General features: G+C 41.3%; 24 protein-coding genes. 15 read left to right on the top strand and 9 right to left on the bottom strand.

The window, feature by feature from the left end:
- The first annotated feature begins 179 nt into the window (after positions 1-179).
- On the top strand, positions 180-539 hold the full coding sequence (locus ABKW31_RS21585) for a hypothetical protein (RefSeq protein ID WP_348618744.1): 360 nt from the start codon (positions 180-182) through the stop codon (positions 537-539).
- Positions 540-793: 254 nt separating this feature from the next.
- Here ABKW31_RS21585 and ABKW31_RS21580 read toward each other — a convergent pair whose 3' ends face one another.
- A complete protein-coding gene (locus ABKW31_RS21580; RefSeq protein WP_348618742.1) occupies positions 794-1,579 on the bottom strand; it encodes an endonuclease in 786 nt (261 codons plus the stop codon).
- A 105-nt stretch (positions 1,580-1,684) separates the two neighbouring features.
- Positions 1,685-1,861, bottom strand: a complete 177-nt coding sequence (locus ABKW31_RS21575; RefSeq protein ID WP_348618741.1) for a hypothetical protein — start codon at positions 1,859-1,861, stop codon at positions 1,685-1,687.
- Between the two features lie 125 nt (positions 1,862-1,986).
- Between ABKW31_RS21575 and ABKW31_RS21570 the strand changes: the two genes are divergently transcribed.
- On the top strand, positions 1,987-2,154 hold the full coding sequence (locus tag ABKW31_RS21570) for a hypothetical protein (RefSeq protein WP_348618740.1): 168 nt from the start codon (positions 1,987-1,989) through the stop codon (positions 2,152-2,154).
- Between the two features lie 32 nt (positions 2,155-2,186).
- On the opposite strand, the gene ABKW31_RS21565 is transcribed toward ABKW31_RS21570, so the two are convergent.
- On the bottom strand, positions 2,187-3,452 hold the full coding sequence (locus ABKW31_RS21565; RefSeq protein WP_348618738.1) for a Y-family DNA polymerase: 1,266 nt from the start codon (positions 3,450-3,452) through the stop codon (positions 2,187-2,189).
- Complete coding sequence (locus ABKW31_RS21560; protein WP_348618737.1) at positions 3,452-3,856, bottom strand: S24 family peptidase; 405 nt, start codon at positions 3,854-3,856, stop codon at positions 3,452-3,454. The genes ABKW31_RS21565 and ABKW31_RS21560 overlap by 1 nt, the downstream gene beginning before the upstream one ends.
- Before the next feature lie 764 nt (positions 3,857-4,620).
- On the opposite strand from ABKW31_RS21560, the gene ABKW31_RS21555 reads away from it, so the two are divergent.
- On the top strand, positions 4,621-4,743 hold the full coding sequence (locus ABKW31_RS21555) for a hypothetical protein (RefSeq protein ID WP_348618745.1): 123 nt from the start codon (positions 4,621-4,623) through the stop codon (positions 4,741-4,743).
- Between the two features lie 60 nt (positions 4,744-4,803).
- On the opposite strand, the gene ABKW31_RS21550 is transcribed toward ABKW31_RS21555, so the two are convergent.
- Together ABKW31_RS21550 and ABKW31_RS21545 are read right to left on the bottom strand one after the other, a co-directional pair.
- The gene (locus ABKW31_RS21550; protein ID WP_348618735.1) at positions 4,804-6,186 is read right to left on the bottom strand and encodes a DEAD/DEAH box helicase family protein; all 1,383 of its coding nucleotides are present in this window, start codon (positions 6,184-6,186) and stop codon (positions 4,804-4,806) included.
- Positions 6,180-6,722: a hypothetical protein gene (locus ABKW31_RS21545; protein WP_348618734.1), complete on the bottom strand. Its 543-nt coding sequence runs from the start codon at positions 6,720-6,722 to the stop codon at positions 6,180-6,182. Before ABKW31_RS21545 ends, ABKW31_RS21550 begins: the two co-directional genes overlap by 7 nt.
- Positions 6,723-6,817: 95 nt before the next feature.
- On the opposite strand from ABKW31_RS21545, the gene ABKW31_RS21540 reads away from it, so the two are divergent.
- A complete protein-coding gene (locus ABKW31_RS21540) occupies positions 6,818-7,129 on the top strand; it encodes a helix-turn-helix transcriptional regulator (RefSeq protein ID WP_348618732.1) in 312 nt (103 codons plus the stop codon).
- Positions 7,130-7,921: 792 nt separating this feature from the next.
- Here ABKW31_RS21540 and cadR read toward each other — a convergent pair.
- A complete protein-coding gene (cadR, locus tag ABKW31_RS21535; RefSeq protein ID WP_342805830.1) occupies positions 7,922-8,311 on the bottom strand; it encodes a Cd(II)/Pb(II)-responsive transcriptional regulator in 390 nt (129 codons plus the stop codon).
- Positions 8,312-8,392: 81 nt separating this feature from the next.
- Between cadR and ABKW31_RS21530 the strand changes: the two genes are divergently transcribed.
- The 9 genes from ABKW31_RS21530 (at position 8,393) to ABKW31_RS21490 (ending at position 20,726) form a co-directional block, all read left to right on the top strand.
- Positions 8,393-9,028: a cation transporter gene (locus ABKW31_RS21530; protein ID WP_348618730.1), complete on the top strand. Its 636-nt coding sequence runs from the start codon at positions 8,393-8,395 to the stop codon at positions 9,026-9,028.
- A complete protein-coding gene (locus ABKW31_RS21525; protein WP_348618729.1) occupies positions 9,025-9,384 on the top strand; it encodes a DUF3703 domain-containing protein in 360 nt (119 codons plus the stop codon). The genes ABKW31_RS21530 and ABKW31_RS21525 overlap by 4 nt, the downstream gene beginning before the upstream one ends.
- Positions 9,377-10,255, top strand: a complete 879-nt coding sequence (locus tag ABKW31_RS21520) for a cation diffusion facilitator family transporter (RefSeq protein WP_348618727.1) — start codon at positions 9,377-9,379, stop codon at positions 10,253-10,255. Before ABKW31_RS21525 ends, ABKW31_RS21520 begins: the two co-directional genes overlap by 8 nt.
- A 79-nt stretch (positions 10,256-10,334) precedes the next feature.
- Entirely contained in the window at positions 10,335-10,730 is a 396-nt protein-coding gene (locus ABKW31_RS21515) for a hypothetical protein (protein ID WP_348618726.1), read from the top strand.
- A gap of 71 nt (positions 10,731-10,801) precedes the next feature.
- Positions 10,802-12,124, top strand: coding sequence for a TolC family protein (locus tag ABKW31_RS21510; protein WP_348618724.1), 1,323 nt, complete (start codon positions 10,802-10,804; stop codon positions 12,122-12,124).
- Positions 12,121-13,059, top strand: coding sequence for an efflux RND transporter periplasmic adaptor subunit (locus tag ABKW31_RS21505; RefSeq protein WP_348618723.1), 939 nt, complete (start codon positions 12,121-12,123; stop codon positions 13,057-13,059). Before ABKW31_RS21510 ends, ABKW31_RS21505 begins: the two co-directional genes overlap by 4 nt.
- Before the next feature lie 53 nt (positions 13,060-13,112).
- Positions 13,113-16,226, top strand: coding sequence for a CusA/CzcA family heavy metal efflux RND transporter (locus tag ABKW31_RS21500; RefSeq protein ID WP_348618722.1), 3,114 nt, complete (start codon positions 13,113-13,115; stop codon positions 16,224-16,226).
- A 484-nt stretch (positions 16,227-16,710) separates the two neighbouring features.
- Positions 16,711-18,414: a PAS domain-containing protein gene (locus ABKW31_RS21495; protein ID WP_348618720.1), complete on the top strand. Its 1,704-nt coding sequence runs from the start codon at positions 16,711-16,713 to the stop codon at positions 18,412-18,414.
- Between the two features lie 137 nt (positions 18,415-18,551).
- The gene (locus ABKW31_RS21490) at positions 18,552-20,726 is read left to right on the top strand and encodes an EAL domain-containing protein (protein WP_348618719.1); all 2,175 of its coding nucleotides are present in this window, start codon (positions 18,552-18,554) and stop codon (positions 20,724-20,726) included.
- Positions 20,727-21,224: 498 nt separating this feature from the next.
- Here ABKW31_RS21490 and ABKW31_RS21485 read toward each other — a convergent pair whose 3' ends face one another.
- Positions 21,225-23,642 carry a cadherin repeat domain-containing protein gene (locus ABKW31_RS21485; RefSeq protein WP_348618717.1) on the bottom strand — a complete coding sequence of 806 codons (2,418 nt, stop codon included), beginning with the start codon at positions 23,640-23,642 and terminating at the stop codon, positions 21,225-21,227.
- A 105-nt stretch (positions 23,643-23,747) separates the two neighbouring features.
- Complete coding sequence (locus ABKW31_RS21480) at positions 23,748-24,032, bottom strand: hypothetical protein (protein WP_348618716.1); 285 nt, start codon at positions 24,030-24,032, stop codon at positions 23,748-23,750.
- A 221-nt stretch (positions 24,033-24,253) separates the two neighbouring features.
- Between ABKW31_RS21480 and ABKW31_RS21475 the strand changes: the two genes are divergently transcribed.
- Complete coding sequence (locus ABKW31_RS21475) at positions 24,254-24,499, top strand: hypothetical protein (protein WP_348618715.1); 246 nt, start codon at positions 24,254-24,256, stop codon at positions 24,497-24,499.
- Between the two features lie 31 nt (positions 24,500-24,530).
- Entirely contained in the window at positions 24,531-25,154 is a 624-nt protein-coding gene (locus ABKW31_RS21470; RefSeq protein WP_348618714.1) for a hypothetical protein, read from the top strand.
- Positions 25,155-25,962: the final 808 nt, after the last annotated feature.

Raw genomic sequence — 25,962 nt, 5'->3', positions numbered from 1 at the left:
CCATCGAGTTTCTCAATTAAAGATCCTGATGGTAATTCAATCCTTTTTGACCAGCATGTGTAAACAACACTAACAAGCCAAGTCAGCGGGAATTTTACTCGCTGAAAAACACTCATAAAATCCCCTGCTTGGGGCGTTATGTGACTTCGTAATGTTTAAGTCTAAGAGGTTTTAAAAAATTGGATAATCCAGAAGAAATATTTCATCACCTCAAAGAAATTTTGCTCCCTTATTCAAACGGCATGGTCGTGGTCACTGACAAACCCGATAATTTTTATTTAAACACTCATCATGTCATGAAAAACAAGAAGCTAATGTATTTTGGCTCAGTCAAAATCAATAAGAATTATGTCAGCTTTCATCTTATGCCTGTTTACGTATTTCCAGAATTATTGGAAGGTATATCTCCAGAGCTTCAAAAACGAATGCAAGGCAAATCATGCTTCAACTTTAAAGCAACAGATGACAAGCTCTTTCAAGAGCTCAAGGAATTAACACAGGCAGGGTATGGAAAGTATCAAAAAGCAGATTACATGTAGTATTAGCAGGCCACATAACAAGGCGCTAAACTCGTTCCCTTCGGTCACTGGGACAGTAACGCAGCGGCGCTTCGCGATTATGCCGCTACGTCACTGCCCGTTAGCTTAGCGTTAATGTCCGCTTTAGAGCGATAGCTCAATAGAAAATAGACTATGCCAAACGGCGGCAATTCGCTCATAGTGGCCATTCAGTATATTTAAAAATATACAGTTTCATAAACCATTACATAAATCCATATTGTCAGGAAATAAAATTAATTACATCGATTGGACACAAACTGGTTACCCGTCCCCTGAGAATTTTGAATCCTGTCGTTTATCAGGCATTCGAACTTATCGACTGGATCTAATCTATCCCAAACGAGCATGAGCGATAAGGTGTTCGTATCTAAATTAGCGTCATGGGTTTGCATCATATGCAGATAAATTCTGGCTACATTTCCCTTAACCGAGTCGGCAGGCTCAGCGGTATCCGTTTGAAAATCAACTTCAAAATCACATGCGCCGTAAGCTCTGCTCTCCCGTGCGATATTGGCATATTGAAAGTTAGAGCGGTCACCGTTCAGCTCTCCCACCGCTGGGACGAGATTATTCATATCATCATGGGCCTTTCTAAATGCTTCATTCACCTTGTAAGCACATTCACGCCCAGACAAAAACGTTCCGTTTGATTTTTTACACGCTGCATAGTGTTCAGGGTTTTGCCATTCATCAAGATGACCACCAATTAGCTGAGCAGGCATAACATGCTCCCATTCAATGCGGGATGCTCTAGCATTAGGTTTACCAGAGCTTGAGATCGGAATACGCGGCTTATAGCCGCATTTTTCGGGATTAACCAAAGACTCTTTTGTGTCGCCATCATTGTCAAAATCTAATTTATCATCAAATACAAAATCGCAACCGCAATAAAAGGTTGAGTGCTGGTCGAAATACACTTCTTTCTCAGCTTTTGTCTTGGCGTTACTAAATGACGTGGGATAGTCCGCATTAGCAGCAACAGAATAGCTAAGAAAAATCAACAATATGGCTTTGAGCATGCTTATAGTTTCAATCAATGAAGTGGTGTAATGAGAATATATCAGTTTTCGTGCTTTGAAATTTTGCTTTTCTTTCTGGGAAAATGCTTATGCATTTAAACAAAATTAATGATGATGTTTTTGATAAGAATCATTCATAAATTGCTTCAACTCAATATCCAGCTGCGATTTCGCTGTCTCATACTGCTCCTGACATTTGACATCATTCGGATGGGCACGCCACGCTTGATAAGCCAGTTCTATTTTTTCCGCTAATGATAGTAAATATTTGTTTCTATCCATTGAGAAAGACCTCCTTGTTTTACATCCCCTATTTCAAATTAGTAGAATATTTTTAAAAAGGCAAAAAAACTTATCTTAACTATAATTTTAAAGCGTGTTTGATTAGGTGTGCAGAGGGACGTGTAATGAGCACAAATGAACCACCCAAAATATTAGTAATGACCTGGTTAGAGTTACTTAAAACGAGTGATAATGAGGAAATCAAATCGCATGCGGCAGAAATGCTTATTGCAGCCTTTGGCTCTGAGCAAGGGGTAGCGGATTATCTAGCAAAAAATAACATTGCCGTTTAATCTGCTTTCCTTAGCACCAAGTGATTATTTGGTTAACAAATAATCTTGGGGATATCACGCCATCGGGTTGTGTACTGCGGTGATAAGAACTCGCGGCGCATCGCAAATTTTTGGTCAAACCCTTTGGCTGCAATGTGCACTGTCGAGCGGCCAAATCGCGCATTGATATTATCCATACATGCCATTAATTTGGGGCTATCTGTCGATTGATTAAATAGGTCATACTGAAATAGCTCCTCTTTGTGCAAATCAACTAACCCGACTCCGCAGCGGTAATATCTGACGCCTGTCTTAAAAAGTGTAGGAATAGCCGCCTGTGCAATACTAATAATATTACGTGTGTCATTGGTCGGCACCGTGAATCGATGAAAATAAGATTCACTAAAATACCCTTCATTGTCGTGAGGCGAGCTAGTGGCAAAAACGCTCATCGCGCTTGCTAAGCTTTTTTGTTTTCTCAGTTTTGCTGACACGGTTTCAGCATGTGTCGCGAGTGCAAATTGCAATTGAGTCATATCGGTGATGCGTTGCCCAAAACTGCGGGTGCTGTATATCTCTTTTTTCGCGGCTCTGACATCATCCCAGCAATTGCGGACTTCTCCGTTGAGTTCTCGCACTGTGGATTCAACTAATATGGAGAAATCTTTTCTAATTTTGGTGGGATTCTGATTGGCTAAATCCCAGGCAGTTTTAATGCCCATAACATTTAGCCGCCGTCCTAATCGACTCCCAATACCCCATACATCGGTGACTGCCATTTGGGAGAGAATAAGCTTTCGCTTCACGTCATTATCGATAACGGCCACACCATTAAAACCATCGATACGTTTAGAAGCATGATTAGCGGCTTTGGCTAGCGTGGGCGTAAGCCCCATACCAATGCCAATGGGCAATCTGACTTCTCGCCACACGGTTTTTCGGATAGCGGTCGCTAAAGCGTCCCATCCTTGAGGCGGTGCTGAGTCACTTTTGCCGTAATACAGAAAACACTCATCGATTGAGTAGATATGAATGTCAGGTGCAAAACGAGCACACGTATCCATCATTCGTTGGCTCAGGTCAGCGTATAACTCATAGTTGCTCGACCGTATGACTGCTCCCGCTTTTTGAAGCGCATCCTTTACTTGAAAATAGGGAACAAACTTCTTGCCAATCCCCATGCGTTTGGCAATGCCACACGCGGCACAAATACAACCATCGTTGTTGGTCAGTACAACGACAGGTTTTTTACGAATAGAGGGGTCAAAGACTTTTTCACAGCTCGCATACATACTGTTCACGTCACAAAGGGCGTACATTAAAGCTGCTTTTTAAACGGACGATGCAATCTGATTGAGCGTGTAACTACCCCTTCAATTTGAAACTCGTCGCCTTCGCGCAAGAAATAAGGAGGAAAGCCGCGGCCTGATGACACTAAACACCGTTGTACCTTGTCTATTTTTTTACAGACAAACACCCCGTTCAGATTGGCAACAACCACATCTTGGTCTTTGATGGTCTGAGAGCGGTCAACGATAAGCAAGTCACCTGAAAAAATACCATCACCTTTCATCGACTCACCCTCAGCAATACCGATGTAAGTGGCTGAAGGGTGGTCAATGAGGAGCTGGTCTAAATCAAGCCCTAGCTGAGTGTATTCAGTCGCAGGTGACTCAAATCCGACTATGCCTGCATGGGCTTTTATGGGGATGAATTTCAACATATACTGTAATTATATACAGCAATAAATTTCAGTCACGCGTTATTTGACAAGTCCGACAGTTTTTGTCGAGTTTTGGACCGAATTGGTCCAATTTTGGTAATAATTTGCAAACTAGAATGATCTACTATAATCAATGGAAACGTGCCCACAATTAAGCTGCAACGGATTTTGAGGCAGATCAAAATGCAAGGCAAATCTTGAGTCACTTTTAAGTACAAATGAACAAATGTCATCTCTTGATCATCTTATATTGTTAGTTTCCCACTTCGATTATTGTATCCGGTGTCAGTACTACATTAAGTTTGTGAATTTAGCTGTTGAATTACATCAGAAATTAATCCACCAATGCACTTAAAAAGTGATCCATTCAGTAGTTAATTCAAGCCAGAATTCATGTCTGTTCAAATTGTTAATCATGGTTCAATCTTTGATAAAAATAACATTCACAATGGATCACCTTTGGATGCAAATTAACAGATGAAACTGCTGAATGAAATTTAAATCTCTATTTACGAAGATTAAATCAAACGGCAGCACTTATTAGAAAGCTAAGATCAATATTCTGCACTTGACCACTAGGGTTAACGCTTGTGGAAACCAAGTTTACTAAAAAGTACCAAGAATACGTTATCTAAACTTCCCTAAGCGCATTTCTTGATGTGAAATTGTGTGACCTGTCACATTTTCTCGAGTTGCAAATTGACGTAGTTTAATAGGTTCGACTCCCCCAGTTGAAAGATAATATCCTTAACTGGAGAGCAACAATGACAAAACGTAAACAATATTTAAAGGAATTTAAACTTGATGCAATCCCGTTATTGGATGAGCAAAATTATAGCCAGGCAGAAACTGCGAGAAATTTAGGGGGTAAAGTGGATCAGTTTTGAATGCAAATTAACAAGCAATAAATAAAAAATTGAAATTAACACCCTGTGTGGACACCAATCTTACCCAAAAGCAGCGAGAATACGTTCTTTGAAACGCCCCAATCTTATTTCTTGAGGTGATATTATGTTACCTGTAACACTTTCATGAAATTCTGCTTTTTCACTTTTAAACCATTCTAAAGAGCGTACGGCTTCATTTTCTTCTTTCAAATTCGCCAAATCCTGTAAGATTTTAGAGTGGTTGCCGAATCGGTCTGATAATTGTGGTATTGCCCCCATTTTTGCGAACACACAAGCATCAGGGATATTCTGTTCAACTCTTTCTGCAAAACCAATCAAGTTTCTTTCCGCAAAAGTGAACAGCCACGCTTTTTGATTATTCGCTGGAGTCACCCTCAATATCCGACCTAGAACTTGTCTAAAGTGCAGCTCCGTTTTAATTGCACTTAAGTGGCAGCATACCTGAAGGCGAGGAATATCGGTTCCTTCGCTAATCATACCAACGCTGATGATCCATCTAATGGCACTATTCCTAAATTCATCTATATCGGCTAAAGCTGATTCTTGATAGTGAGTAACTAATACACTCGTTTGATTAAATTCATTCGTTAAAATACCTTGGATAATTTTTGCGTGATTGACAGAAGAAGCAACTACTAGACCTCCTGCAAAAGGATCTTGCATTCTTAGTTCATCCAGTTGACGACAAGCCAAACTGAGTAAATATGTCATTGCCTCTCTGTTTTGGATGACATTAACGTAAGAAGTATCTGATTCCTCCAGCAGTTCCAAAATAGAGGAGAATGACTGAGTTTCAAACCCACTTGAAATACTTAAATGTTCGTTGTCTACGAGCACTATCCTTGGTCGTCGACATACACCATCGTCAATTGCTTGTTTTAATCCATACTGATAATCGCAAATTAGCTGGCCTTCTGGATCGGTATACTCCGACATGGCTATAGGCACTAAATCAGATCGCCAAGGCGTGCCTGATAGCGCAAGTGTATATTTAGCTAGGTTTTGAATTGCTAGAATTTGTTCGCCCCATACGTTAGCATTTTCAAAATTATCGCCAGAGCAATGATGGATCTCATCAAATACCACAAACACCCGGTACTTTTGCATCGTCACCCAAAAGGACTTATCTATGTACTTTAAAGATTGATAGGTACTTGATGCTCCTATAGAGCCTATTTCACCATTAAACGTACATTCTAAGGTTCTTGAAAAAGTACTTTTTATCCCTTCAGCCACCGACAAAGAAGGCGAAAAACATAAAACAAAATCTATTTTCCCATTATTGAATAGTTCTTTCGTTAATTGAGCAGCCATAATCGTTTTTCCGGCACCGGGTGTTGCCTGACATAAAAAATGACTTTTTCCTGAGAAATATTTTTTTAGAGCCTGCTTAATAGACTTTAACTGCCAAGTTCTTAACATAGGGCGTCTTTGGACCGGGACAATTCAATAACCTTTGATAAAGCATTAATTCTACCCAAAAGTTTAGCAGAGCGGTCTTTTGCTTCCTCAAATAGAATATTTAACGAAGTGTTTAATGCTGGAAAGCGTGACATTAAAGTTTGATATTCTTCTACTTCACCTAAAACAATTGCAAGCTCACCCTCACTGTTAGATTTTTCTCTTGTCAGTGTCGTATAGTTATCGATAGAAGAAAGTTCCTTTTTGACCAAACTCGCTTTTTTGGGGGTATTGACCCCAATAAATTCAAGGCTGTTAAATAGATCTGACTTTACATATACCTTACGCCTTCCTTGACCTTCACTCGTTAACCATCCCTTTTTTTCATAAGCTAATATTTGCCGATAAACATATTTCCTCGCTTCATCAAGGCTGTATTTTTCCACCATAATCTCAAGAAAACCATCCCTTAATTCAACAACAGAAAACTTATCCATCCCTTTTTCAATTAATAGCGCGAACATGAACTTATTTATCTTTTGAGCTTTTCTTTTCATACAATAACAAATCAAATACTTAGGATTGCTAAGTATACAAAAATCGGTAAAACTAAGACAATGAAAAAACACTCGGCAACCAAAATGAATCTTCTTTGTTTAACAACCCCATTCCACATCGACTCAAACAAGCGCGCAAAAGAGCCGGTATTTCTCAGAAAAATCTCGGATTATTAATTGGGATGGATGAAAGTTCAGCCAGTGGTCGTATGAACCATTATGAAAAGGATCGTCATACGCCCGACATTAATATACTTAGAAAGATAGCCGACGCTTTAGGTGTGCCGTTAAACTACTTTTTCTGTGAGGATGACTCAACAGCAGAACTATCAATTGAAATAGCTAAACTGTCTGAAGATAAAAAAGAACAACTATTAAAAATGATCAAACAACTATCAGATGAGTAAATTTCACATCTAACCCTAACTGAACATAATTGTTATATTAGTATCCCGCCAGATATATCAACGTTTTAAACATTGATAAGACTTTAGGTTTGAATTGCCAGCTTATTATATCAATCAAACGACTATCTGGTTTTATGCCCTTAGTCGAAACCAGATTAATCGCCTTACCAAATTTAAAATCTACTCTTAAAGTGTTCTATATAAAAAAGGATCTTTAAATTTGATAATGAATATGAAATGTCAGACTATTAAGAATAGTTAAGTGACTATTAATTTGAACATAGATCAATGTTCACCTACTGGGGCTATTTCATTTAGTAGCGAAGAACAAACACCATGGCCAATATGACTTGACCACTATACCTATCCTATATAGCTATATGAAGAGTGCTTTATTGGAAGTATACAGACAGTAAAAAATATATTGCACTTAACTTAAATCAACTTACAAAGATGTAAATCTGCTTTAGCTGGTAAGGAAAGTCTGTAATTTATGGTCCGTTCATAATGCAATTTAATGTAACTTATTTTGCAATTATTCATTTAGTGCCAATATGGAAGTAACTACTATTTTAGACACAAAAAAATTGTATGTTTTTATATAGACCGAATGTCGACTAGGAGCGAATTGCAGCCATTGGAGCTAGCTTAGCCGAACGACTGCTATGCCCAAGAAAGCGGACGTAGATATTTATTGTGTATTGGTTACTTTATCTAATTTCAATTAGCGAACCATGTACAATTGTGAAACCGTATGCGAACGTAAAACTACAAAACTTGTAGATATTAGTATCACTCTTCAAGCAACTGCAACACCCCACATTCTTTAACTTTTCTATCATCTGTGCATGCCGAAGCCATGTCAGATAAGGTAAGCTTTAGCTCCTCAAGCTCTGCAATGCGATGTGTGACGTCAACCATGTGTTGATGGATCAAATTGTTCACACTAGAACAACTTTTATCGGGATTATTTTTTGTATCCAACAGCTGTTTAATTTCTATTATGGTCAAATCTAATGAGCGACATTGTTTAATGAATCGCAGTGCTCTCAACGATGATGCGTCGTAAATTCTGTAGTTGCCTTCACTGCGGTTGCAAGCCTCAAACAAATCCTGTTTTTCATAAAAACGGATCGTCTGAATAGAACACCCACTTTTTTTTGATAGCTCACCTATTTTCATAAATATGACTTTGTGCTGTTGACCCTATACTTGGTATAGACTTTACACTGTACCTATAGTTTTGGGAATAAGAGTTGAATAATGAGTGGTTGCGGCTGTGAAGTGGAAATCAAAGATGCCTCACAAAAACGGGTTCTGTATTGGCTGCTCGGCATCAATGCGACGATGTTTTTCGTTGAGATGACCGTTGGTATTTTGGCTGACTCTACTGCTTTAATAGCAGACTCTATGGACATGCTAGCGGATGCGGTTGTATACGGTATAGGTATTTATGCTGTGGGTAAATCTATACTTCACAAAGCCAAAGCTGCGCAAATCAGTGGTTACTTTCAGCTATTGCTGGGCGCGATCATTCTCATTGATATTACCAGAAGATTATTCTTGGGCAGTGAGCCTATCTCATCATTAATGATAGGAATGGGTTTCATTGCACTAATTGCAAACGTCGCTTGTTTGGTGATTATTCGCAATCATAAAAATGACGAAGTACGTATGCGAGCCAGCTGGATTTTTTCAGCTAATGATGTCATCGCCAATATGGGTGTCATCATCGCCGGTATTCTAGTGGTGTGGCTTGATAGCAGAGTACCCGATCTGATTATCGGCTGTATCGTGTCGATTGTTGTACTGCGCGGAGCATGGTTGATCCTGAAAGACGCCAAGCAAGAATTGCTTAATAATGAACTGGCTAAAGACAATGCGAGAAGCTCCTTATGAAATACAACCAAGCCGTTCAGCCTTATATTGACTCCAAATTGACAGATTACTCAGATGCAATGTCTAAAAATAATGAGAGGCAGGCATTTGCAGCGCTGGAGGATGCGCATGTAATTGGTCAGCACTCTACTTATTATCATTGTTTAATTCATTGTAAAATGCTGCGACTTGGTCTTCTAAACAAAGATTGGAGAGCCGTTTTTGGACAAGTAATAAGAATAATTGGTGCTGCAACCAAAACCGCTATCGGCCTTGTACCCAAAGGGAACACAGGTGGCACGAATATCAGTCCATTCAAACGACTACCGGTAAGTGCTGAAAATCAAGCTATATTGGACAAAATCAACGATGCATAACCACAGTCACAGTGATAACAGCGCATCAAAACGCATTGGCTGGGCATTTTTCTTGAATGTCGTATTCACTATCATTGAATTTATAGGCGGATGGCTGACAAACAGCACGGCTATAATGGCCGATGCAGTGCATGACTTAGGCGATAGTTTATCCATTGGCACTGCTTGGGGCTTAAATAAACTCAGTGATAAAGAAGCAACCAATACATTTTCCTATGGCTATAAACGCTTTTCACTTCTTGGTGCATTGATCAACGGGTTAGTGTTAACGACTGGCTCAATATGGATCTTATTCGAAGCTATCCCTAGGCTTTCAGCACCCGAAATGCCACAGGTGGAAGGCATGTTGTTGCTGTCAATTTTTGGCATCGCCGTAAATGGTTTTGCCGCTTATAAACTCAGTGAAGGGAATTCATTGAACGAGCGGATCTTAAACTGGCACCTACTTGAAGATGTATTGGGCTGGGTGGCAGTGTTGATTGTATCGATTGTGCTGATGTTCAAGCCATGGGCGATTTTGGATCCCATTTTATCTATTGGCTTTACATTATTCATTTTATTCAATGTCGTCAGAAATCTAAAAGAAACCTTATTGTTATTCTTGCAAGCCACGCCAGATGTTACGCAGATGGAGGAAGTGCGTAAAGTGCTCATGTCAAACGCTGATGTGGCGGATATACATCATTTTCATATCTGGTCGTTGGACGGTGAACATAGCGTCATGACAGTACATGTGGCGTTGAAAAAAGATGTTTCTGTTTCTCAATTGAGAACACTCAAAGACGAACTTCGCCACGGACTTGATGAGTTTGATTTTGTGCATACTACCATTGAAATTGAATTTGCCAATGAAGATTGTCGAGATGAGTAATGTTAGGATTGAAATACTTTGTTGCGGTTGGTCTTAGTTCGATAAGCTGTTAACATAAAAATGATGAGAGTAGATAGATATGTTTAGTGTGAGGGTGGCAAGTTACCTGTTGATTTCGCTGATTTTGTTTCAGTCGTTTTCGGCTGTCGCCAATTCCTTGGATTTTCATGCTATCGACTCGCAACACCTAAGCGAAATACACGAACATCAAGCGGGAGATAACACCGCATCAGCAAAGACGCATGTCCAATTACAATCTAACGAACACGCCGATACTAACAACGTCACAGTAGATATTTCTCACAATCCTGCTGATTGCCACCACTGTGGTCATTGTCACGGAACGCATGCCCAATGGCTTGGAAACGCCAATGGTATCGAACTCGATGCTGTTACCACCCATCACGGTTTCTATTACTTATCAAAAGTAATAGATGCACCGGTCACACAATTATTACGCCCACCTAAAGCATAACCCTGAACTAATCAAACACCGTTCGCCAACAGCTTGGCGATATACATTTTTGATAATTTAGGAATAAAACAATGATGAATATTTCATTGAATCGCCCTGTGCGTGTGCACGCTTGGGTGGTTTCCACGATGCTTGTCCTTTTGACAACACACACCGTGGTAGTAGCACAAACAAACAGTATCACCAATGGCGAAATGACGTTGCAAAGCGCCATACAGCGAACATTAACAAATTCGCCAGAATTGCATGAGTTCACATACAAGCAAGAAGCGATAGAAGGGGAAATTAAAACAGCTTCGCTCAAACCTGCTCTCAATGCAGGCATTGAAGTGGAAAACTTTTTAGGAACAGGTGAGGTCTCCGGCATTAAAGGCTCGGAGTTAACTCTCACATTGTCATCGGTCATTGAACTGGGCAATAAACTCAACTCACGTAAGGCGTTTGCTAAAGCGCAATCCACCTTCGTCGAAGCGCAAAAACAAGTACACACTTTGGATGTATTGGCTGAAGTGACACGTCGCTACATCGATGTATTGGCGCAACAAGCGCTAATTGACGCACAACAAGAAGCAGAAACTCTTGCTCGATATACCTATCAAGCTGTTACAAAGCGTGTGGATGCAGGAGCATCTCCGGTATTTGAGCAGCAACGCGCTGAAGCCGCACTGGCAAGAGCCAGACTGGATGTGGTGACGGCACAGCAAACTAAGCAAGCCATGATAAATAGTCTGGCGATTATGTGGGGGGAACAATATCCCACTTTTACCGATGTAGCGGGTGACTTATTTGCGCTGCAATCGTCTCCATCTTTAACCGTGCTTTTCAACACCCTATTGGGCAGTCCCAATCTCGATGTCTATACGCAAGAAGCGAGATTACAGGCATCCCAAGTACGTCTGACCCAAGCAGCCAATCAGTCGGATTTAAGCTGGACAGCCGGAATCAGGCGCATGAATGGTATAGATGAAACAGCCTTTATAGCGGGAGTCAGTATGCCGTTATTTGCCGGTGAGCGAAATATTGGAGAGTACGAAAAACAGCGAGCAATTCAGGCACAACTGGAGCAACAAAAAGAGTCAGCGACTCAAAGTCTATACCATCAGCTAAATATGGCATTGATGGTCAGAAATAATGCGTTGCTCAATGTGCAGACACTACAAAATTCTATTATCCCACCCTTAGTTCAAGCGCTCGAATTGGTAAAGCAAGCCTATATCGATGGACGATTCAGCTACCTTGAATGGGTGAGTACACGTCATGAATTGCTCAATGCCAAACAAGCCCTAATTCAATCAGCGAAGCAAGCTCATCAACGCGGCGCAGATATCGAATCACTGACTGCACAGCCCCTTGTGGATACGATCAACACCTCTTTTTCGAGAAAAACAAAATGAACAAAAAAATAGTAATCAAGAAGCAAAACACTATGTTAGTTTTCATTTTTTGCAGTGCGCTGGGATTTTTTTCAAGCACCACAATACAAGCATCAGAGGATGCACATGGCAATGCAGAAACCCATGAGGATGAACTCGTGCTCATGTCAGATAGCATGGCGCAAAAAATGGGTGTGATGACGCAAAGTGTGCAAACGGGTAGTCTCAATATCACCACCACTATCTACGGAAATATCGTGACCGACCCTGCTTCACTGAGTCATGTCCGTGCACGATTCGACGGTATGGTGACCAAGGTCAACGCAAATTTAGGTAACAAAGTCAAAAAAGGCGAGACACTGGCGGTTGTAGAATCCAATGAAAGCCTTAAAAGTTATCCTGTTACAGCCCCGTTTTCAGGCACGGTGATTGCCAGACATGCCAATGAAGGCGAGTTATCCAATGGTCAAGTGTTATTTTCAATCGCAAACTATGATGACGTGTGGGCACAGCTTAAAATCTTCCCACAGCAACTCACTGATATTGCTGAGCGACATAGTGTTCAACTTAGTGTGGCAGGGGCATCGTTAGAAACGACTATCCAGCATATTTTGCCCTCACCTGATGAGAAGCCTTATGTCTTGGCGTATGCAAAAATTGCTAACACGTCAGGTCGATGGCCGGTCGGCGCAGCTATTAAAGGGCTTGTAACAATCAACAACCTTGATGTCGCCATGATGGTGCCTAAAGCTTCGATTCAAGAGTTTGATGGGGCTTCTGTCGTGTTTGTCAAAGAAGGTGACGAATACCGTCCCGTGCCCGTAGTCTTAGGTGAACAAGATAACCACAATATTGAAGTGTTATCAGGTCTGCACATTGCAGATGTGATTGTCAGCCAGAACAGCTACCTGTTTAAAGCCGATTTAGAAAAGTCGGAGGCCGGTCATGATCATTAATAACTCAATGCTATCTACTTGGTCAGGCGTCTCTGTTATTGGGGGACGAACACATGATTGAATCCATTTTACGTTTGTCCATAGAGCGACGAGGTTTAATGCTGATGTTGATCTTCCTTGTGCTGGGCATGGGGATATTCAGTTATCAAAAATTACCTATTGATGCAGTACCCGATATCACCAACGTGCAAGTGCAAATCAATACACAAGCATCGGGCTATTCGCCTTTGGAAACCGAGCAACGGATCACATTCGTAGTAGAAACAGCACTGGCGGGATTGCCTGATCTGTCCTACACCCGCTCTTTATCTCGCTACGGACTATCTCAGGTAACAGCGGTATTTGATGAAGGTACTGATCTGTATTTTGCGCGTAATCTCATCAATACCCGATTAGGCGCAATCAAAAGTCAGCTACCTGAAGGGTTAGAGCCTGAAATGGGGCCTATCGCTACTGGATTGGGCGAAATCTATATGTATACCTTGCGAGCCAAGCAAAATGCCATGCAAAAAAATGGTGAGCCGTACAATGCAATGGCGCTTCGCGAGATACACGACTGGATTGTAAAACCGCAGCTCGCACTGGTTAAAGGGATCACTGAAGTAAACGCCATTGGAGGCTATGTTAAGCAATACCATGTGAATCCTGAACCACAGCTTATGCTGAATTTTGACATTAGTCTAAGTGATATCCATCGTGCTTTGGCGCGAAACAACACGAATCAGGGAGCGGGGTTTGTTGAGCGAAATGGGCAACAAATTCTGGTGCGCTCACAAGGTCAACTCCAGACAATTAGCGATATCGAAAATGTGGTGATAAAACGCATTAATACTGTCCCCGTTGCGGTGAAAGACATTGGCAGTGTCGCTATTGGCAAGGAGTTGCGAACGGGTGCGGCAACACAGGAGGGTGAAGAGACCGTTTTAGGTACTGCAATGATGCTAGTCGGCGAAAACTCACGAGCCGTTGCCCAATCAGTTGCCAAAAAGGTGAAGGACATTCAATCCAGCTTACCTGATGGTATTGTCATTGAGCCAGTCTACGACCGCACCCTACTCGTCGATAAAGCGATTGACACGGTTCAGAAGAACCTTGTGGAAGGTGCGTTATTGGTCATCGTGATCTTGTTCATCTTGCTTGGCAATATTCGCGCTGCGCTGATTACTGCGGCAGTTATACCGCTAGCGATGTTGGCGACCATAACAGGGATGGTTAATACCGGTGTGTCTGCCAATCTGATGAGCCTTGGGGCATTGGATTTTGGATTAATTGTCGATGGTGCGGTGATCATTGTCGAGAACTGTATCAGGCGCTTGTCCGAGTCTCAGAAACGCACTGGAGGAGTGTTACCACTCAAAGAACGGCTTGAACTTGTTTTTCAAGCGACCAACGAAGTCATTCGTCCCAGCTTGTTCGGTGTATTGATTATTACTGTCGTGTATATCCCGCTGTTCTCATTGACAGGCGTTGAGGGCAAGATGTTTCAGCCAATGGCGGCCACGGTCATCATGGCGCTGATAGCAGCGATGCTGTTCTCCATTACCATTGTACCGGCGGCAGTCGCGATGTTTATGGGCGGTAAAGTCAGTGAAAAAGAAAGCTTCATTATTGTTGCAGCCAAATCCGCCTATCGCCCCATCATTCACCTTGCACTGAAATTACGCTGGATAGTGCTAGTCGGTTCAGTCGTGCTGGTAGTGGGCAGCTTATGGTTGGCAACGCGATTAGGCTCTGAGTTTGTTCCCCAGCTTGATGAAGGAGACATCGCACTGCACGCCATGCGCATACCAGGCACGGGTATTGAACAAGCCGTTGCCATGCAAAAAACTCTTGAATCTACCTTGATGGAATACGAACAGGTACTCACAGTGTTTGCGAAAACCGGTACCGCAGAAGTCGCTACGGATGCGATGCCGCCCAACGTAACCGATACCTTTGTTATTCTAAAACCACGATCACAGTGGCCTGATCCTGACCTATCAAAAGCTGATTTCGTGGAAACCCTTGAGCGAGACTTGCAAGCGGTGACAGGCAATAACTATGAGTTTACTCAGCCTATCCAAATGCGCTTTAACGAGTTGATCAGTGGGGTAAGAGCTGACCTTGGTATAAAAGTATTTGGAGATGATTTAACCACGCTAGTTGCTTCTGCAAACGACATCTTAACCGTTTTGCAATCAATTGACGGCGTGGCGGATGCACGACTTGAACAGGTCGATGATATCCCTATCTTCACTATCAACCCTAAGCCAGTCGAGTTGGCACGTTATGGATTGGACGTCGCCGATTTGCAGGAATGGTTGGCGTCGGCCATCGGTGGTAATACCGCTGGCTTAATTTTTGAGGGAGATAGACGATTCGAGTTGCTTGTGCGATTTGATGAAGGTATTCGCACAGATTTAGATGCCATTGGCAGCACTCCTATCATTACATCCGATGGGGAATTTGTGCCATTATCAGAAGTTGCTTCGCTGGGTTACTCGTCTGTTCCCAATCAAATCAGTCGAGAAAACGGTAAGCGCAGAGTCGTGGTTACCGCCAACGTCAGAGAACGAGACTTGGGTAGTTTTGTTGACGAAGCAAAAATCAAAATAACCGAACAGGTTGCACTCCCAGCAGGCTACTGGCTAGATTATGGCGGCACATTTGAGCAGCTTGAAAGTGCCAGTCAGCGGCTGTCTATCGTGGTGCCAGCTACACTATTTCTGATATTGGTGTTACTGGTAGTCGTGTTTGGCTCATTTCGTGATGCTTTGATCATCTTCACTGGCGTGCCTTTGGCCTTAACTGGGGGTGTTTTCGCGCTCTGGATGAGGGACATGCCAATGTCCATATCAGCTGGAGTCGGATTTATTGCGCTCTCTGGTATTGCGGTGCTCAACGGTTTAGTGATGTTGTCATTCATTAGACAGCGAGTAATGGAAACAGGTGACCTAATTAACTCTATTGTCGATGGTGCTATCACAAGATTACGTCCGGTTTTAATGACGGCACTAGTAGCAAGTTTAGGTTTTATTCCGATGGCACTGAATGTCGGGACGGGTGCTGAAGTGCAAAGACCACTAGCAACGGTAGTGATTGGCGGGATCATCTCTTCCACTATTTTAACATTGATAGTGTTGCCTATTTTGTATCGGATGATGCATTCGAAATCAACCAAAGTGTGATTATTGGGCACCGTATTGCATACGATACGGTGCTCTTCGTCTGGAAATTCAAAACAACTGATAATGACTACTGAATTGTGTATTCACCAATAAGAAGCTGATTGTCCGTAACGCTACAATTACCACCAACTCAATCAAGGTCGAATGAAGATCCGCAAATGACACAGAATCTCAGTCAGGGTTAACGCTCGACTGTCCGCTTAGGTTCACAGCTGCCTTCCAGAGAACTTCTACTCAACGGCTGCAAATGGCACCGACCTGCCCGATAGTTGACTAGCTGGTTTGAGCGAGAAACGGTCAGTCAGGATTATTTACACCACGATCTACTTTACTGAGAATAGACAGTCGCAGCGTCGATAATAAGCTCGGATCCACAGGTTCTAGCTCAATACTTGCACTATTAGAATAAAGGATACTATGCATGAGTGGAAATAAGAGTTATTAATAGTATCCACGAAAACCACCCAAGTATATTCAGAGCCATATGTCCCATGAAATAGAGTTACTGCAATCTCAGGTCGAAGTCTTGAATATGGAGATTTCAAAGCTGAAAGATAGTAAGCAGCAGCTTGAACTTGTAATAAAAAGCACAGGTGTTGGGATATGGGACTGGTATGTGCAAACAGGTAAGACAATATATAATGCGCGCTGGGCAAATATTATTGGATATCAATTAGAAGAATTATCTCCTGTAAGCATTGAAACATGGATGAAGCATGCACATCCAGATGATCTTGAGGAATCAGGTCGTTTACTAGAAGAACACTGGGCAGGGGGAACTGAATACTATATTTGTGAATCACGGATGAAACATAAAGATGGGCACTGGGTTTGGGTCCATGATACCGGACAGGTAATCGAGTGGGAAAGTAATGGTTCGCCAAAAAGAATGATTGGCACGCATCTAGATATTACAGAGCTGGTCATCCAAAACGAAGAAAAGGAAAAACGCGCCGCTGAACTCGTTATTGCAAATATAGAACTAGCATTTCAAAATGAAGAAAAAGAAAAACGTGCCATTGAGCTTCTGCAAGCCCAGAAGATGGAGTCAATCGGGCAACTCACTGCCGGTATCGCCCATGATTTCAATAACATGTTGGGGGCAATGTTAGGCTATACCGAAATGCTCACTTTATCAGGGCCAGACAAAATTCCTTTGTCCGATAGCGACCAGAAATATATCACTCAAATCCAGATTGCCGCCAACCGCGCCAAGGAGCTGGTATCCCAAATGCGGTTATTCAGTGCTTCAGGTCTTGAACCGAAAATAGGCAACACACCCACCACTATACTGCAGCCAATGATTAACGAGATAAATGGATTACTGCGCGCCACCATTCCCAGCACTATCGAAATCAATAACTATATAAAGAATGACAGCCTGAAGGTCAAAATGCAGCCGGTTCATTTGCACCAGATACTAATGAACCTAGTCATCAATGCATGGCAGGTAATGAGTGAATATGGAAGAATAGATATAAATGCTGCCCTAAGTACTTCATCTGGCGTTTGTACCTCCTGTCACCAACGCTACAAGGGTGAATACGTGAACCTGTCCGTCAGCAACAGTGGCAGCAGCATTCCCCCAGATGTATTGGCCCAAATTTTCAATCCTTTTTTCACCACAAAAAAACAAGGTAATAATAGTGGTATGGGACTTTCAGTAGTGCATGGACTGGTGCATGAACAAGGGGGGCATATTAGGGTGGAGTCAACTATAGAAGGTGGTACCATTTTCAACATCCTTTTAACACCAGTGCGGTCAGAAGAACCGTCGTCAAAGATTGCCAATGTGCCATCGATTGGAAATATAAAAGGTTTGCACATTATGGTAGTTGATGATGAGTCAACACTTGCAGCCCTGCTTGATGATTACCTCACTGCGCAAGGTGCTAACGTCACTGCTTTTACCGATCCATCTCTTGCTTGGGAAGCATTTCAGCAAATTGGTGACAGTATTGATCTAGTGATTACTGATGAAACCATGCCCGGAATTTCTGGTATGTTACTCGCCCAGAAATTATTAACCTTAAAACCCGATTTACCCATCGTGCTGTGCACAGGTTATAGCGAATACGCGACGGCTGAGTCAGTTGAGAAAATCGGTATAGCCGGATTTTTTGACAAACCATTCAAGATGAGCGAAATCTTGTTAAAAATTCAGGAACTATGCAAATTAAAAGTGTAATGGCATGGTTTAAAATAAGTAAACATTGTAAATTTCGCTTTAATTTTTACATCGTTTTTTTCCGTGCTAAAACAGCGGTTCATCTGCAACTGATATATCAACTAACGTTGAGCATTAATTTTCATTAGGAATCGCATTTGAATAACAACGTTCCACAGATTGACGAACAAGAAGATGATAAGCGTGAGCTTTTAGCACTTATTATTAACGCTACTGGTGTCGGAATTTGGGATTGTCAGGTTCAAACCGGAGAGTTAACATTTAATAAACGTTGGGCAGAAATCATTGGCTATACCGTTGAAGAGCTACTACCCATTCAATTTAACACTTGGACTACTAACCTTCATCCAGATGATCTAACAAAAGCTAAAAATTTACTTGCACAACATTTTAATGGTGAATTAGATTTTTATGAAGTTGAAGCTAGGATAAAACATAAATCGGGACACTATGTATGGGTTCAGGCTTCAGGAAAATTAATAGAAAGGGATGATGAAGGCAAACCAAAGCGAATGATAGGTACGCACTTAGATATTACCGAACGAAAAATTTCTGAAGAGCAGATGATTGTGACCACTCAGCTGTTAAACGAGTCACAGCAGGTGGGGAAGTTGGGAGGATGGAAATTAGATTTAAAAACAGGCGATTTGTTTTGGACTGATGAAACCTACCGGATACATGACACTTCACCTGAAGAATTTAATCCGACGGTAGATGCCGGTGTTGATTATTTTCTTCCCCAGTCTCAAACCATCATAACGAAGGCACTGGATGAGGCCATCAATAATGGCGTAGATTATGATCTTGAATTAGAAACATATACCACCAAAGGAAGAAAAATAGACGTTAGAACAACATGTACTGTTACGCTAGAAGAAGGAATACCGGTGCGCCTCACTGGTATTTTTCAAGATATTAGTACTCATAAAAACAACCAAAGAAAGCTTGAGAAAAGTAACCTTAATTTAGCGGCAGCAAACTCGGCTTTAAAACTATCAGCACACTATGATCCATTAACGAAATTGCCTAATCGAACTTTGTTAGCTGACAGAATTGAGCATGCGGTGAAAAAAAGCGTGCGTAATAAAACGTTTGTGGCCGTTGCATTTATTGATCTGGATGGCTTTAAAGAAGTCAACGACCGTCATGGTCATAACATTGGTGACGAGTTATTGAAGAAAGTTACTCACCAATTAACACATGCTCTGAGAGAGGGAGATACATTATCTCGGTTTGGAGGCGATGAGTTTGTCGCTGTTATAGATGATCTTTCTGACCCCTCAGAAAGCGACATCGTTGTGTCTCGTATGCTTGAATCAGTTTCTAATACACTGATGATTGAAGAAAAATTATTGAAAGTTACTGCCAGTATAGGGATTACATTTTATCCGCTAGATAATGCTAGCCCAGATCAGTTGTTAAGGCATGCAGATCAGGCCATGTATATAGCTAAGCAAAAAGGAAAAAATCGGAGTTATATTTTTGATATAGCGCAAGATGCGGCGGTTAAACATCATAACGAGGAACTAAAAACGATAGCTCAAGCCTTAGAAAATGAGGAGTTTTTACTTTATTATCAACCTAAAATTGACCTTAGAACGAATGAAATAATTGGGGTTGAGGCATTAATCCGCTGGAATCACCCAACAAGAGGATTACTTGCTCCCGCTATGTTTTTACCAATTGTGGAGAATGATATATTAGATATTAGAATAGGGGAATGGGTCATCAAGACTGCGCTTTCGCAAATACAAGATTGGCTATCTTCAGGATATGATATTTCTATAAGCGTAAATATAAGCCCGCTACATTTGCAGTATGATAGATTCATTAGTGATTTGAAGGGGATGCTTGTTCAATATCCTAACTTTAAGCCAGAAAGTCTTGAGTTTGAAATTTTGGAAAGCAGTGCACTGAAAGACATTAAGTTAGTTTACAATGTGATGAGAGAATGTCAGCAACTAGGTGTGTGTTTTTCAATTGATGATTTTGGCACCGGTTATTCATCATTAACGTATTTAAAACGCTTGCCCGCTAAGTATTTAAAAATTGACCGGTCATTTGTTAGAGACATGTTAGTAGACAAGGATGATAAAGCAATTATTCAAGGTATCATTGAGTTAGCAAAGGTATTTAATTTGAAAGTAATTGCCGAAGGAGTGGAAACTCCTCACCACGGAGAGTTATTATTATCCTTAGGTAGTTATTATGCACAAGGATATGGTATTGCGAAACCCATGCCTGCAAACGAAATATTAACTTGGTTAGCTGTGTGGAAACAAAACCCAAGTTTAGTTGACAGAAGTGTTTAACATTAGATCTTAGCATTTTCGTTACAAAAACTAATCCGAATTAGAATTTTTGCTCCAGTACTTAATGTCATTTTTGAGGCAAAAGTTAGTATTCTGAGATAAAATCCTACTGACAGTCATTAGCGATCAACGTTCACACGACTGAATGAAACGCGACTGAGCCCTCCACGCTATCACCCGACAAACTGTAAAAACCCTGACTGTCTGCAAACTGCTAGAAGGAATCGTTCATTTGGTAGACCGTGAACAGCCGCTTTTGGCACAAACACGAAGTTCGGCTCAGAGCGAAATATAGTCATACGATTGAATAAAACGTGACTGGTAAGCGAATGAAATCACACCTCAAAGCTGACGCATGATTATGTGGATTTATTGAGGTTTTTCCAAAATAAAATTCTATTACCTGACGCAAGTGATAGAGATAGCTATTGTAAAATTAAGCTAATACTAGGGGCTGAGAATATCCTGTTCTGCCCCGAGGTTCATTGACTCCGATATTCAAAAATTTCTAAAAAGTGACTCAATATCTAATTCGCGTTGACCTGATTTTAGTGCCTGAATAATATCTTTACTTGGCAATATGTAGACTTCAATAAGTGGGTATGCTGGATGGATGCCTAATTCAGCAATACTGTCACCATCAAGATCGTTTATAACCGAAAAAGATGAGGTGCGATTTTCAAGAGATGTATTTTTTAATTCTAAAATCAAACCATCAGGGATTTGGTCGAGCATGACTACCGCACCAGCTTCAAATTCATCCAGTGCTTTTGCCAATACGATACTTACGCTCGCGTTAGGGGTGTCTGAATTGCCTAAATAATACGAAAACACCAAATCATCACGACCATCGTTATCCAAATCGTCAATGAAAGAGGCGGAGTCGAAGACATTGTTATCAGTGGTATTAAATATCACCACACCATCGTTTCCTTTTTCAGCCACAATCGATTGACCAGTCGTATTGGCTAGCAAGGTGCTTCCTTTTATTAGGCGCACGCCGTTTAATTCAGGGAAAAATGATGGAGTAGTAATAAGTGGATCATTAACACCGTCATTATCAATGTCTCCCGTATTGTTCATGATATCGGTATCGTAAAATGGATACTCAATCACATAAAGATATTCATCTCGAATATCATTCGTCAACGTTATTGGGTTGATGTTGTCTTGCATAAACAACTGACTTTTAACGATAATCGAATGGCCAACTCTGAATTGTTTTTCGCCTGCTCCAATCAGTAACTCTTCACCACCATCACCGTTGATGTCGCCTAATACTTGTAATTGATTGATCGCAAAAGGACTGGCTAATCTAAATTCGACGTTACTGTCCTCAACTAAAGATGATAAGTGAAATACCTTATTGGGATCGCTACTGTCATCTAGTAAATTGATGAGTCCTTCCGCTTTTCTATTTTTGATATGATCACCAAAAACGATAAATAGCTGCGAACTGTAAACTCTATCTTCGCTGTCCCTCAAATTAACTTGTGGAACAGACACCGCAATATCTGCAAGCCCATCCCCATCAAAATCACCACTTATTGTCATATTTGCCGTACGGTTTCGGCCTCCCATCCCTTCTATGATAAGCCCTTGCGAAGGCACTATTGTGTTTAAGTTGGTTTCGGCATTGTCTTTGAGTAAAGTTTCACCCCAAATAACAAAGGCCAATGGTCTTTCTACAAACGCATTATTTGAAGCGTGTTCACTTGATCTGAGCGTGACCAATAGATCGGTCTTACCGTTACCGTCAATATCACCAATAGGCTCTGGTATCAGCTCATAACCTGTAAAATCTTCTATTGAGTTAATTACTCCTAAGGACGGATACCACCCAGACATTTTGTGTAATACATACTTATCTATGGAGCGAGCAACGATCTCTTTGCCATTTGGCATTTTTATATCAGACTGGATCATGCGACCATCTATTACATAGCCATGAAATTCTGGGGTTTCTAGTTGGGCCCGTCCATTGAATCGTCCTAATTCAGAATAGACGAACTTCATTGAATTTAAAAATAAATCGTTTACCCCATCATTATTGATATCACCAATGGAATATACTTTGAGGTCGACGTGTTCACCTTCCTCACCAGACACTTTTATACCCGTCTGTACTTCGTCGACCACATCGACTATTTCTACCTCGAAACTACAAATGACAATCTCATTTTCATATTTTGCTTGCAGTTCAAAGGTATAATTATCACGAAGGTTACCATGTAATTCTGCATTGACTGGTGCAAAAAGACCAAACTCGATTGTGGCCACATTTCGTGATTCAACAACTGTGGTGTCGATAGTGTAGAAGATATCATTTGACGAAAGTCCATCGCTCTGCCGTGATATCTCAACGATCGGGTTAACGGTCATCTGGCTAAATTCTGCGTCAGGTTTTGAAAGAGTCAATGTGTGAAAAGCCCCCTTTACACCCTCAAAAATTTGGGAAGATTCTGACCCAGAACAGACTAATGGACCGCTGATGTCATTGATCGTAATGCCAATATTTTTTTTTGCAAAAAGAACACCGTCTGAAACTATTACGGACAATTCGTAGATATTATCTGCATTAATGTCTCGTGGGGTTTCAAAATCAAAACCGTTCGTGCTAACACCTTTGGCGGTAATCAGTCCGGAATGGGAATTAATCGTAAAAACTCCTGAGTCTAGTGAATTTTCTAAGCTATATGTGAGCGGATCGCCATCGGGGTCGTTGGCCTGAATCGCAATTTCTACAATTAGATTTTCGTCAAAAATATATTCGCTGGCACTGTTTATTAAAGGTGAGCGATTTACTGGGGGTGTTTGAGTTTGTTCGCTTGTTCCACCACCACATGAAATTAGATTAATAAATGCAGCGAAGATAAAGAGTGATTGAAATCGCGTAAAAGATTGTAAAACGTCCATATTTCATAACCTTTTTGAAATAAAATGAATAGGTAGCCGAATCGGAGACGAAAATATATTAAATGGCCCAACAATTCAATAAATAACAATTAGGTTTTCGAATATCTACGCGTTTTGACATTCAGCAAGCCACATAAAAAATGTCCGTTGAACTATTAGCCCCGCCGTTAAAACCCAACCTGCCAAACGATTAAAATTGGTCAAACTGTTTATAAAAATGGTGTTAAAAATCGATACTACTAAGGTAAAAAAAGTCGCACTTGCTGACATAAAAATAGTGACGCTACGGACCGCAATGGTGGCAATCATGAGCGTCAAAACCCTTTTTTTCAAGCCACCGCTACGACCGCTATTGGCACTGAGACGACAGACGGCTTCAAGACCAAACATCACGGTTTAGCCCTTGCCATTCGCTAGTAGTTAACGTTTAATAACGGTAAGTTAAATAAACGGTGATCTTCCTAAAGAGGACTTTCATCCGGGGCGGCCTCCGCTCATTAGTTCATGCCCATGCTGGGCGCACACAAGCCAAGTCAGCGTGAATTTTACTCGCTGAAAAACACTCATAAAATCCCCTGCTTGGGGCGTTAAGGTGCACGGAGGTACATGGAATGATTAAAGGTATATTTGCAGTATTCTTGTTGCTTTGTGGAGTCGCAAATTTAAAGTCTGAAGCGGCTGGGTCACTAGGATGGTTACTAATTATTGCTGGTTGCACACTACTAATTTATCAACTTTCAGGTCCCACTAAACCCAAAAAACATTCTAAAAATGGTGGTGGCGCTTCTTATTCTGATGCCGATGGAGGTGATTCGGGCTTTTCAGGTGGTGATGGAGGAGGTGGTGGCGGTGACTAGTGCACCTAACAAGCATTTAAAGCGGGGCGTTATGAACCTTATTGCTAAATCAGCATTGTGGTTAGTCGGAATTGCAGTAGCAATTGTAGGCTTGTGGGTTTTTGCCATGATAGGGGTGTCATTCTCCACTGACGTCACTGATGATAAGAAATTATGGGGTGGTTATAACCCTGATAATGAGTATTTTTTAGATCGGTCTGTTTTTATTATTAAGGCAGATAAAAATGCTGGGGGTCACCTTGTATTGGTACCAGAAGAATCATTTAAAAGGTGCCTGGGTCTTCATTGGTCTGCTCCAGATACAATTGACGAGTATCGTGCTGATCCGGTTCAGGCATCTATTAAGCAATATGATGGATTCGAGAAGAAAATTGATATTGTCGGTATTATCGAGAAAGGCACCATTTTAAAACCACATAGGCTAGAGAAAACTACTGGGTGGAACTTATGGTATGGGGGCGCTACGACTATAACGCCATTAGCTAAAGTAATAGGCGGTCCTTTTCAAGGCAAGCTAGTCGATTTAACCGATGTATCAATTTATTACCAAGCTAATGGCGAGGATGGTCCGTTTATTTATAAACCTGAACAAGGTCTTATTAGAGGCACAGCAGATCCTGTAGCAGAAATTGCAGTGGTAAATAAATGTTCATAACAATCCGGCCGACGCAAAAACCGCGCGGCTGAGCTTAGTAGTTAATGTCCGCTTTGCGTTTAAAGCCAATAAATACTAGAACAAGTCCACTGCTAAATTATTCCTCAAATTGTAAAATTCAGGGCATCCCCCTAATCGTCTCCTTTCTGCTAATAACAGCTAAGTCGGCCAGCGAGCGATGACTGTCGGGTATTGGCACTGCGTATTTCGGTGAAAACAGACAGTCATTTCCCCGCTATGTCAGGATTGTTGTCGCGTTGCGGGTCAGAGATATTTGTCATGGCAACACCATCCAATCTAGGGCGATTGTCATTCAGAAGAAAACACAGTTACCCGTTCAGTTTGAGATAACTGAAAATACTAGGAAATCTGTTTCAGAATTAATTGCTAGGCAAAACCTTGGTCAAAATGATTACTTATTTGGCTCCAGAGCAAAGATATGCTAACAAAGTTGCTCGGTAATTAGACCTACACATTCCCTTGGTAATCACACTAATCCAAACTAAACTAATACAAATCACACTACTACAAATACTTCGTCACTTCGGCCATTCGAAACCGATAGTCTCAGGATTCCTCAACTCATTCAATTGACGAACCAACAAAGCGTTCAATTTGGTGAGACGTTGGATTTCAACGATATTACGTGTCTGGATTATTAATTGTTCCTTTCTTGCATGCATAAGATGTTCATTTTTTTCACGCTCGTTTTTTAATGCAGCAGCGAGATCTGACGTGGTTGAATAGATACGACCGCCCTAGTTAAGACATAATAGCCTTAACTGGAGATAGATAATGACAGCACGTA

It is taken from the genome of Paraglaciecola sp. 25GB23A (genome assembly GCF_040012495.1).
Taxonomy (GTDB): Bacteria; Pseudomonadota; Gammaproteobacteria; order Enterobacterales; family Alteromonadaceae; genus Paraglaciecola.
Note: the sequence above shows the minus strand (reverse complement) of the source record. Positions and strands in the feature narration are given on the sequence as shown.

Bases quoted from the DNA above. Each gene is read 5' to 3' on its own strand.
- cadR (WP_342805830.1), bottom strand. From the start codon at position 8,311: ATGAAAATAGGTGAGCTATCAAAAAAAAGTGGGTGTTCTATTCAGACG.
- ABKW31_RS21580 (WP_348618742.1), bottom strand. From the start codon at position 1,579: ATGCTCAAAGCCATATTGTTGATTTTTCTTAGCTATTCTGTTGCTGCT.
- ABKW31_RS21530 (WP_348618730.1), top strand. From the start codon at position 8,393: ATGAGTGGTTGCGGCTGTGAAGTGGAAATCAAAGATGCCTCACAAAAA.
- ABKW31_RS21560 (WP_348618737.1), bottom strand. From the start codon at position 3,856: ATGTTGAAATTCATCCCCATAAAAGCCCATGCAGGCATAGTCGGATTT.
- ABKW31_RS21525 (WP_348618729.1), top strand. From the start codon at position 9,025: ATGAAATACAACCAAGCCGTTCAGCCTTATATTGACTCCAAATTGACA.
- ABKW31_RS21480 (WP_348618716.1), bottom strand. From the start codon at position 24,032: ATGTTTGGTCTTGAAGCCGTCTGTCGTCTCAGTGCCAATAGCGGTCGT.
- ABKW31_RS21500 (WP_348618722.1), top strand. From the start codon at position 13,113: ATGATTGAATCCATTTTACGTTTGTCCATAGAGCGACGAGGTTTAATG.
- ABKW31_RS21550 (WP_348618735.1), bottom strand. From the start codon at position 6,186: ATGTTAAGAACTTGGCAGTTAAAGTCTATTAAGCAGGCTCTAAAAAAA.
- ABKW31_RS21495 (WP_348618720.1), top strand. From the start codon at position 16,711: ATGTCCCATGAAATAGAGTTACTGCAATCTCAGGTCGAAGTCTTGAAT.
- ABKW31_RS21555 (WP_348618745.1), top strand. From the start codon at position 4,621: ATGACAAAACGTAAACAATATTTAAAGGAATTTAAACTTGATGCAATC.
- ABKW31_RS21515 (WP_348618726.1), top strand. From the start codon at position 10,335: ATGTTTAGTGTGAGGGTGGCAAGTTACCTGTTGATTTCGCTGATTTTG.
- ABKW31_RS21505 (WP_348618723.1), top strand. From the start codon at position 12,121: ATGAACAAAAAAATAGTAATCAAGAAGCAAAACACTATGTTAGTTTTC.
- ABKW31_RS21570 (WP_348618740.1), top strand. From the start codon at position 1,987: ATGAGCACAAATGAACCACCCAAAATATTAGTAATGACCTGGTTAGAG.
- ABKW31_RS21475 (WP_348618715.1), top strand. From the start codon at position 24,254: ATGATTAAAGGTATATTTGCAGTATTCTTGTTGCTTTGTGGAGTCGCA.
- ABKW31_RS21545 (WP_348618734.1), bottom strand. From the start codon at position 6,722: ATGAAAAGAAAAGCTCAAAAGATAAATAAGTTCATGTTCGCGCTATTA.
- ABKW31_RS21575 (WP_348618741.1), bottom strand. From the start codon at position 1,861: ATGGATAGAAACAAATATTTACTATCATTAGCGGAAAAAATAGAACTG.
- ABKW31_RS21510 (WP_348618724.1), top strand. From the start codon at position 10,802: ATGATGAATATTTCATTGAATCGCCCTGTGCGTGTGCACGCTTGGGTG.
- ABKW31_RS21470 (WP_348618714.1), top strand. From the start codon at position 24,531: ATGAACCTTATTGCTAAATCAGCATTGTGGTTAGTCGGAATTGCAGTA.
- ABKW31_RS21485 (WP_348618717.1), bottom strand. From the start codon at position 23,642: ATGGACGTTTTACAATCTTTTACGCGATTTCAATCACTCTTTATCTTC.
- ABKW31_RS21520 (WP_348618727.1), top strand. From the start codon at position 9,377: ATGCATAACCACAGTCACAGTGATAACAGCGCATCAAAACGCATTGGC.
- ABKW31_RS21565 (WP_348618738.1), bottom strand. From the start codon at position 3,452: ATGTACGCCCTTTGTGACGTGAACAGTATGTATGCGAGCTGTGAAAAA.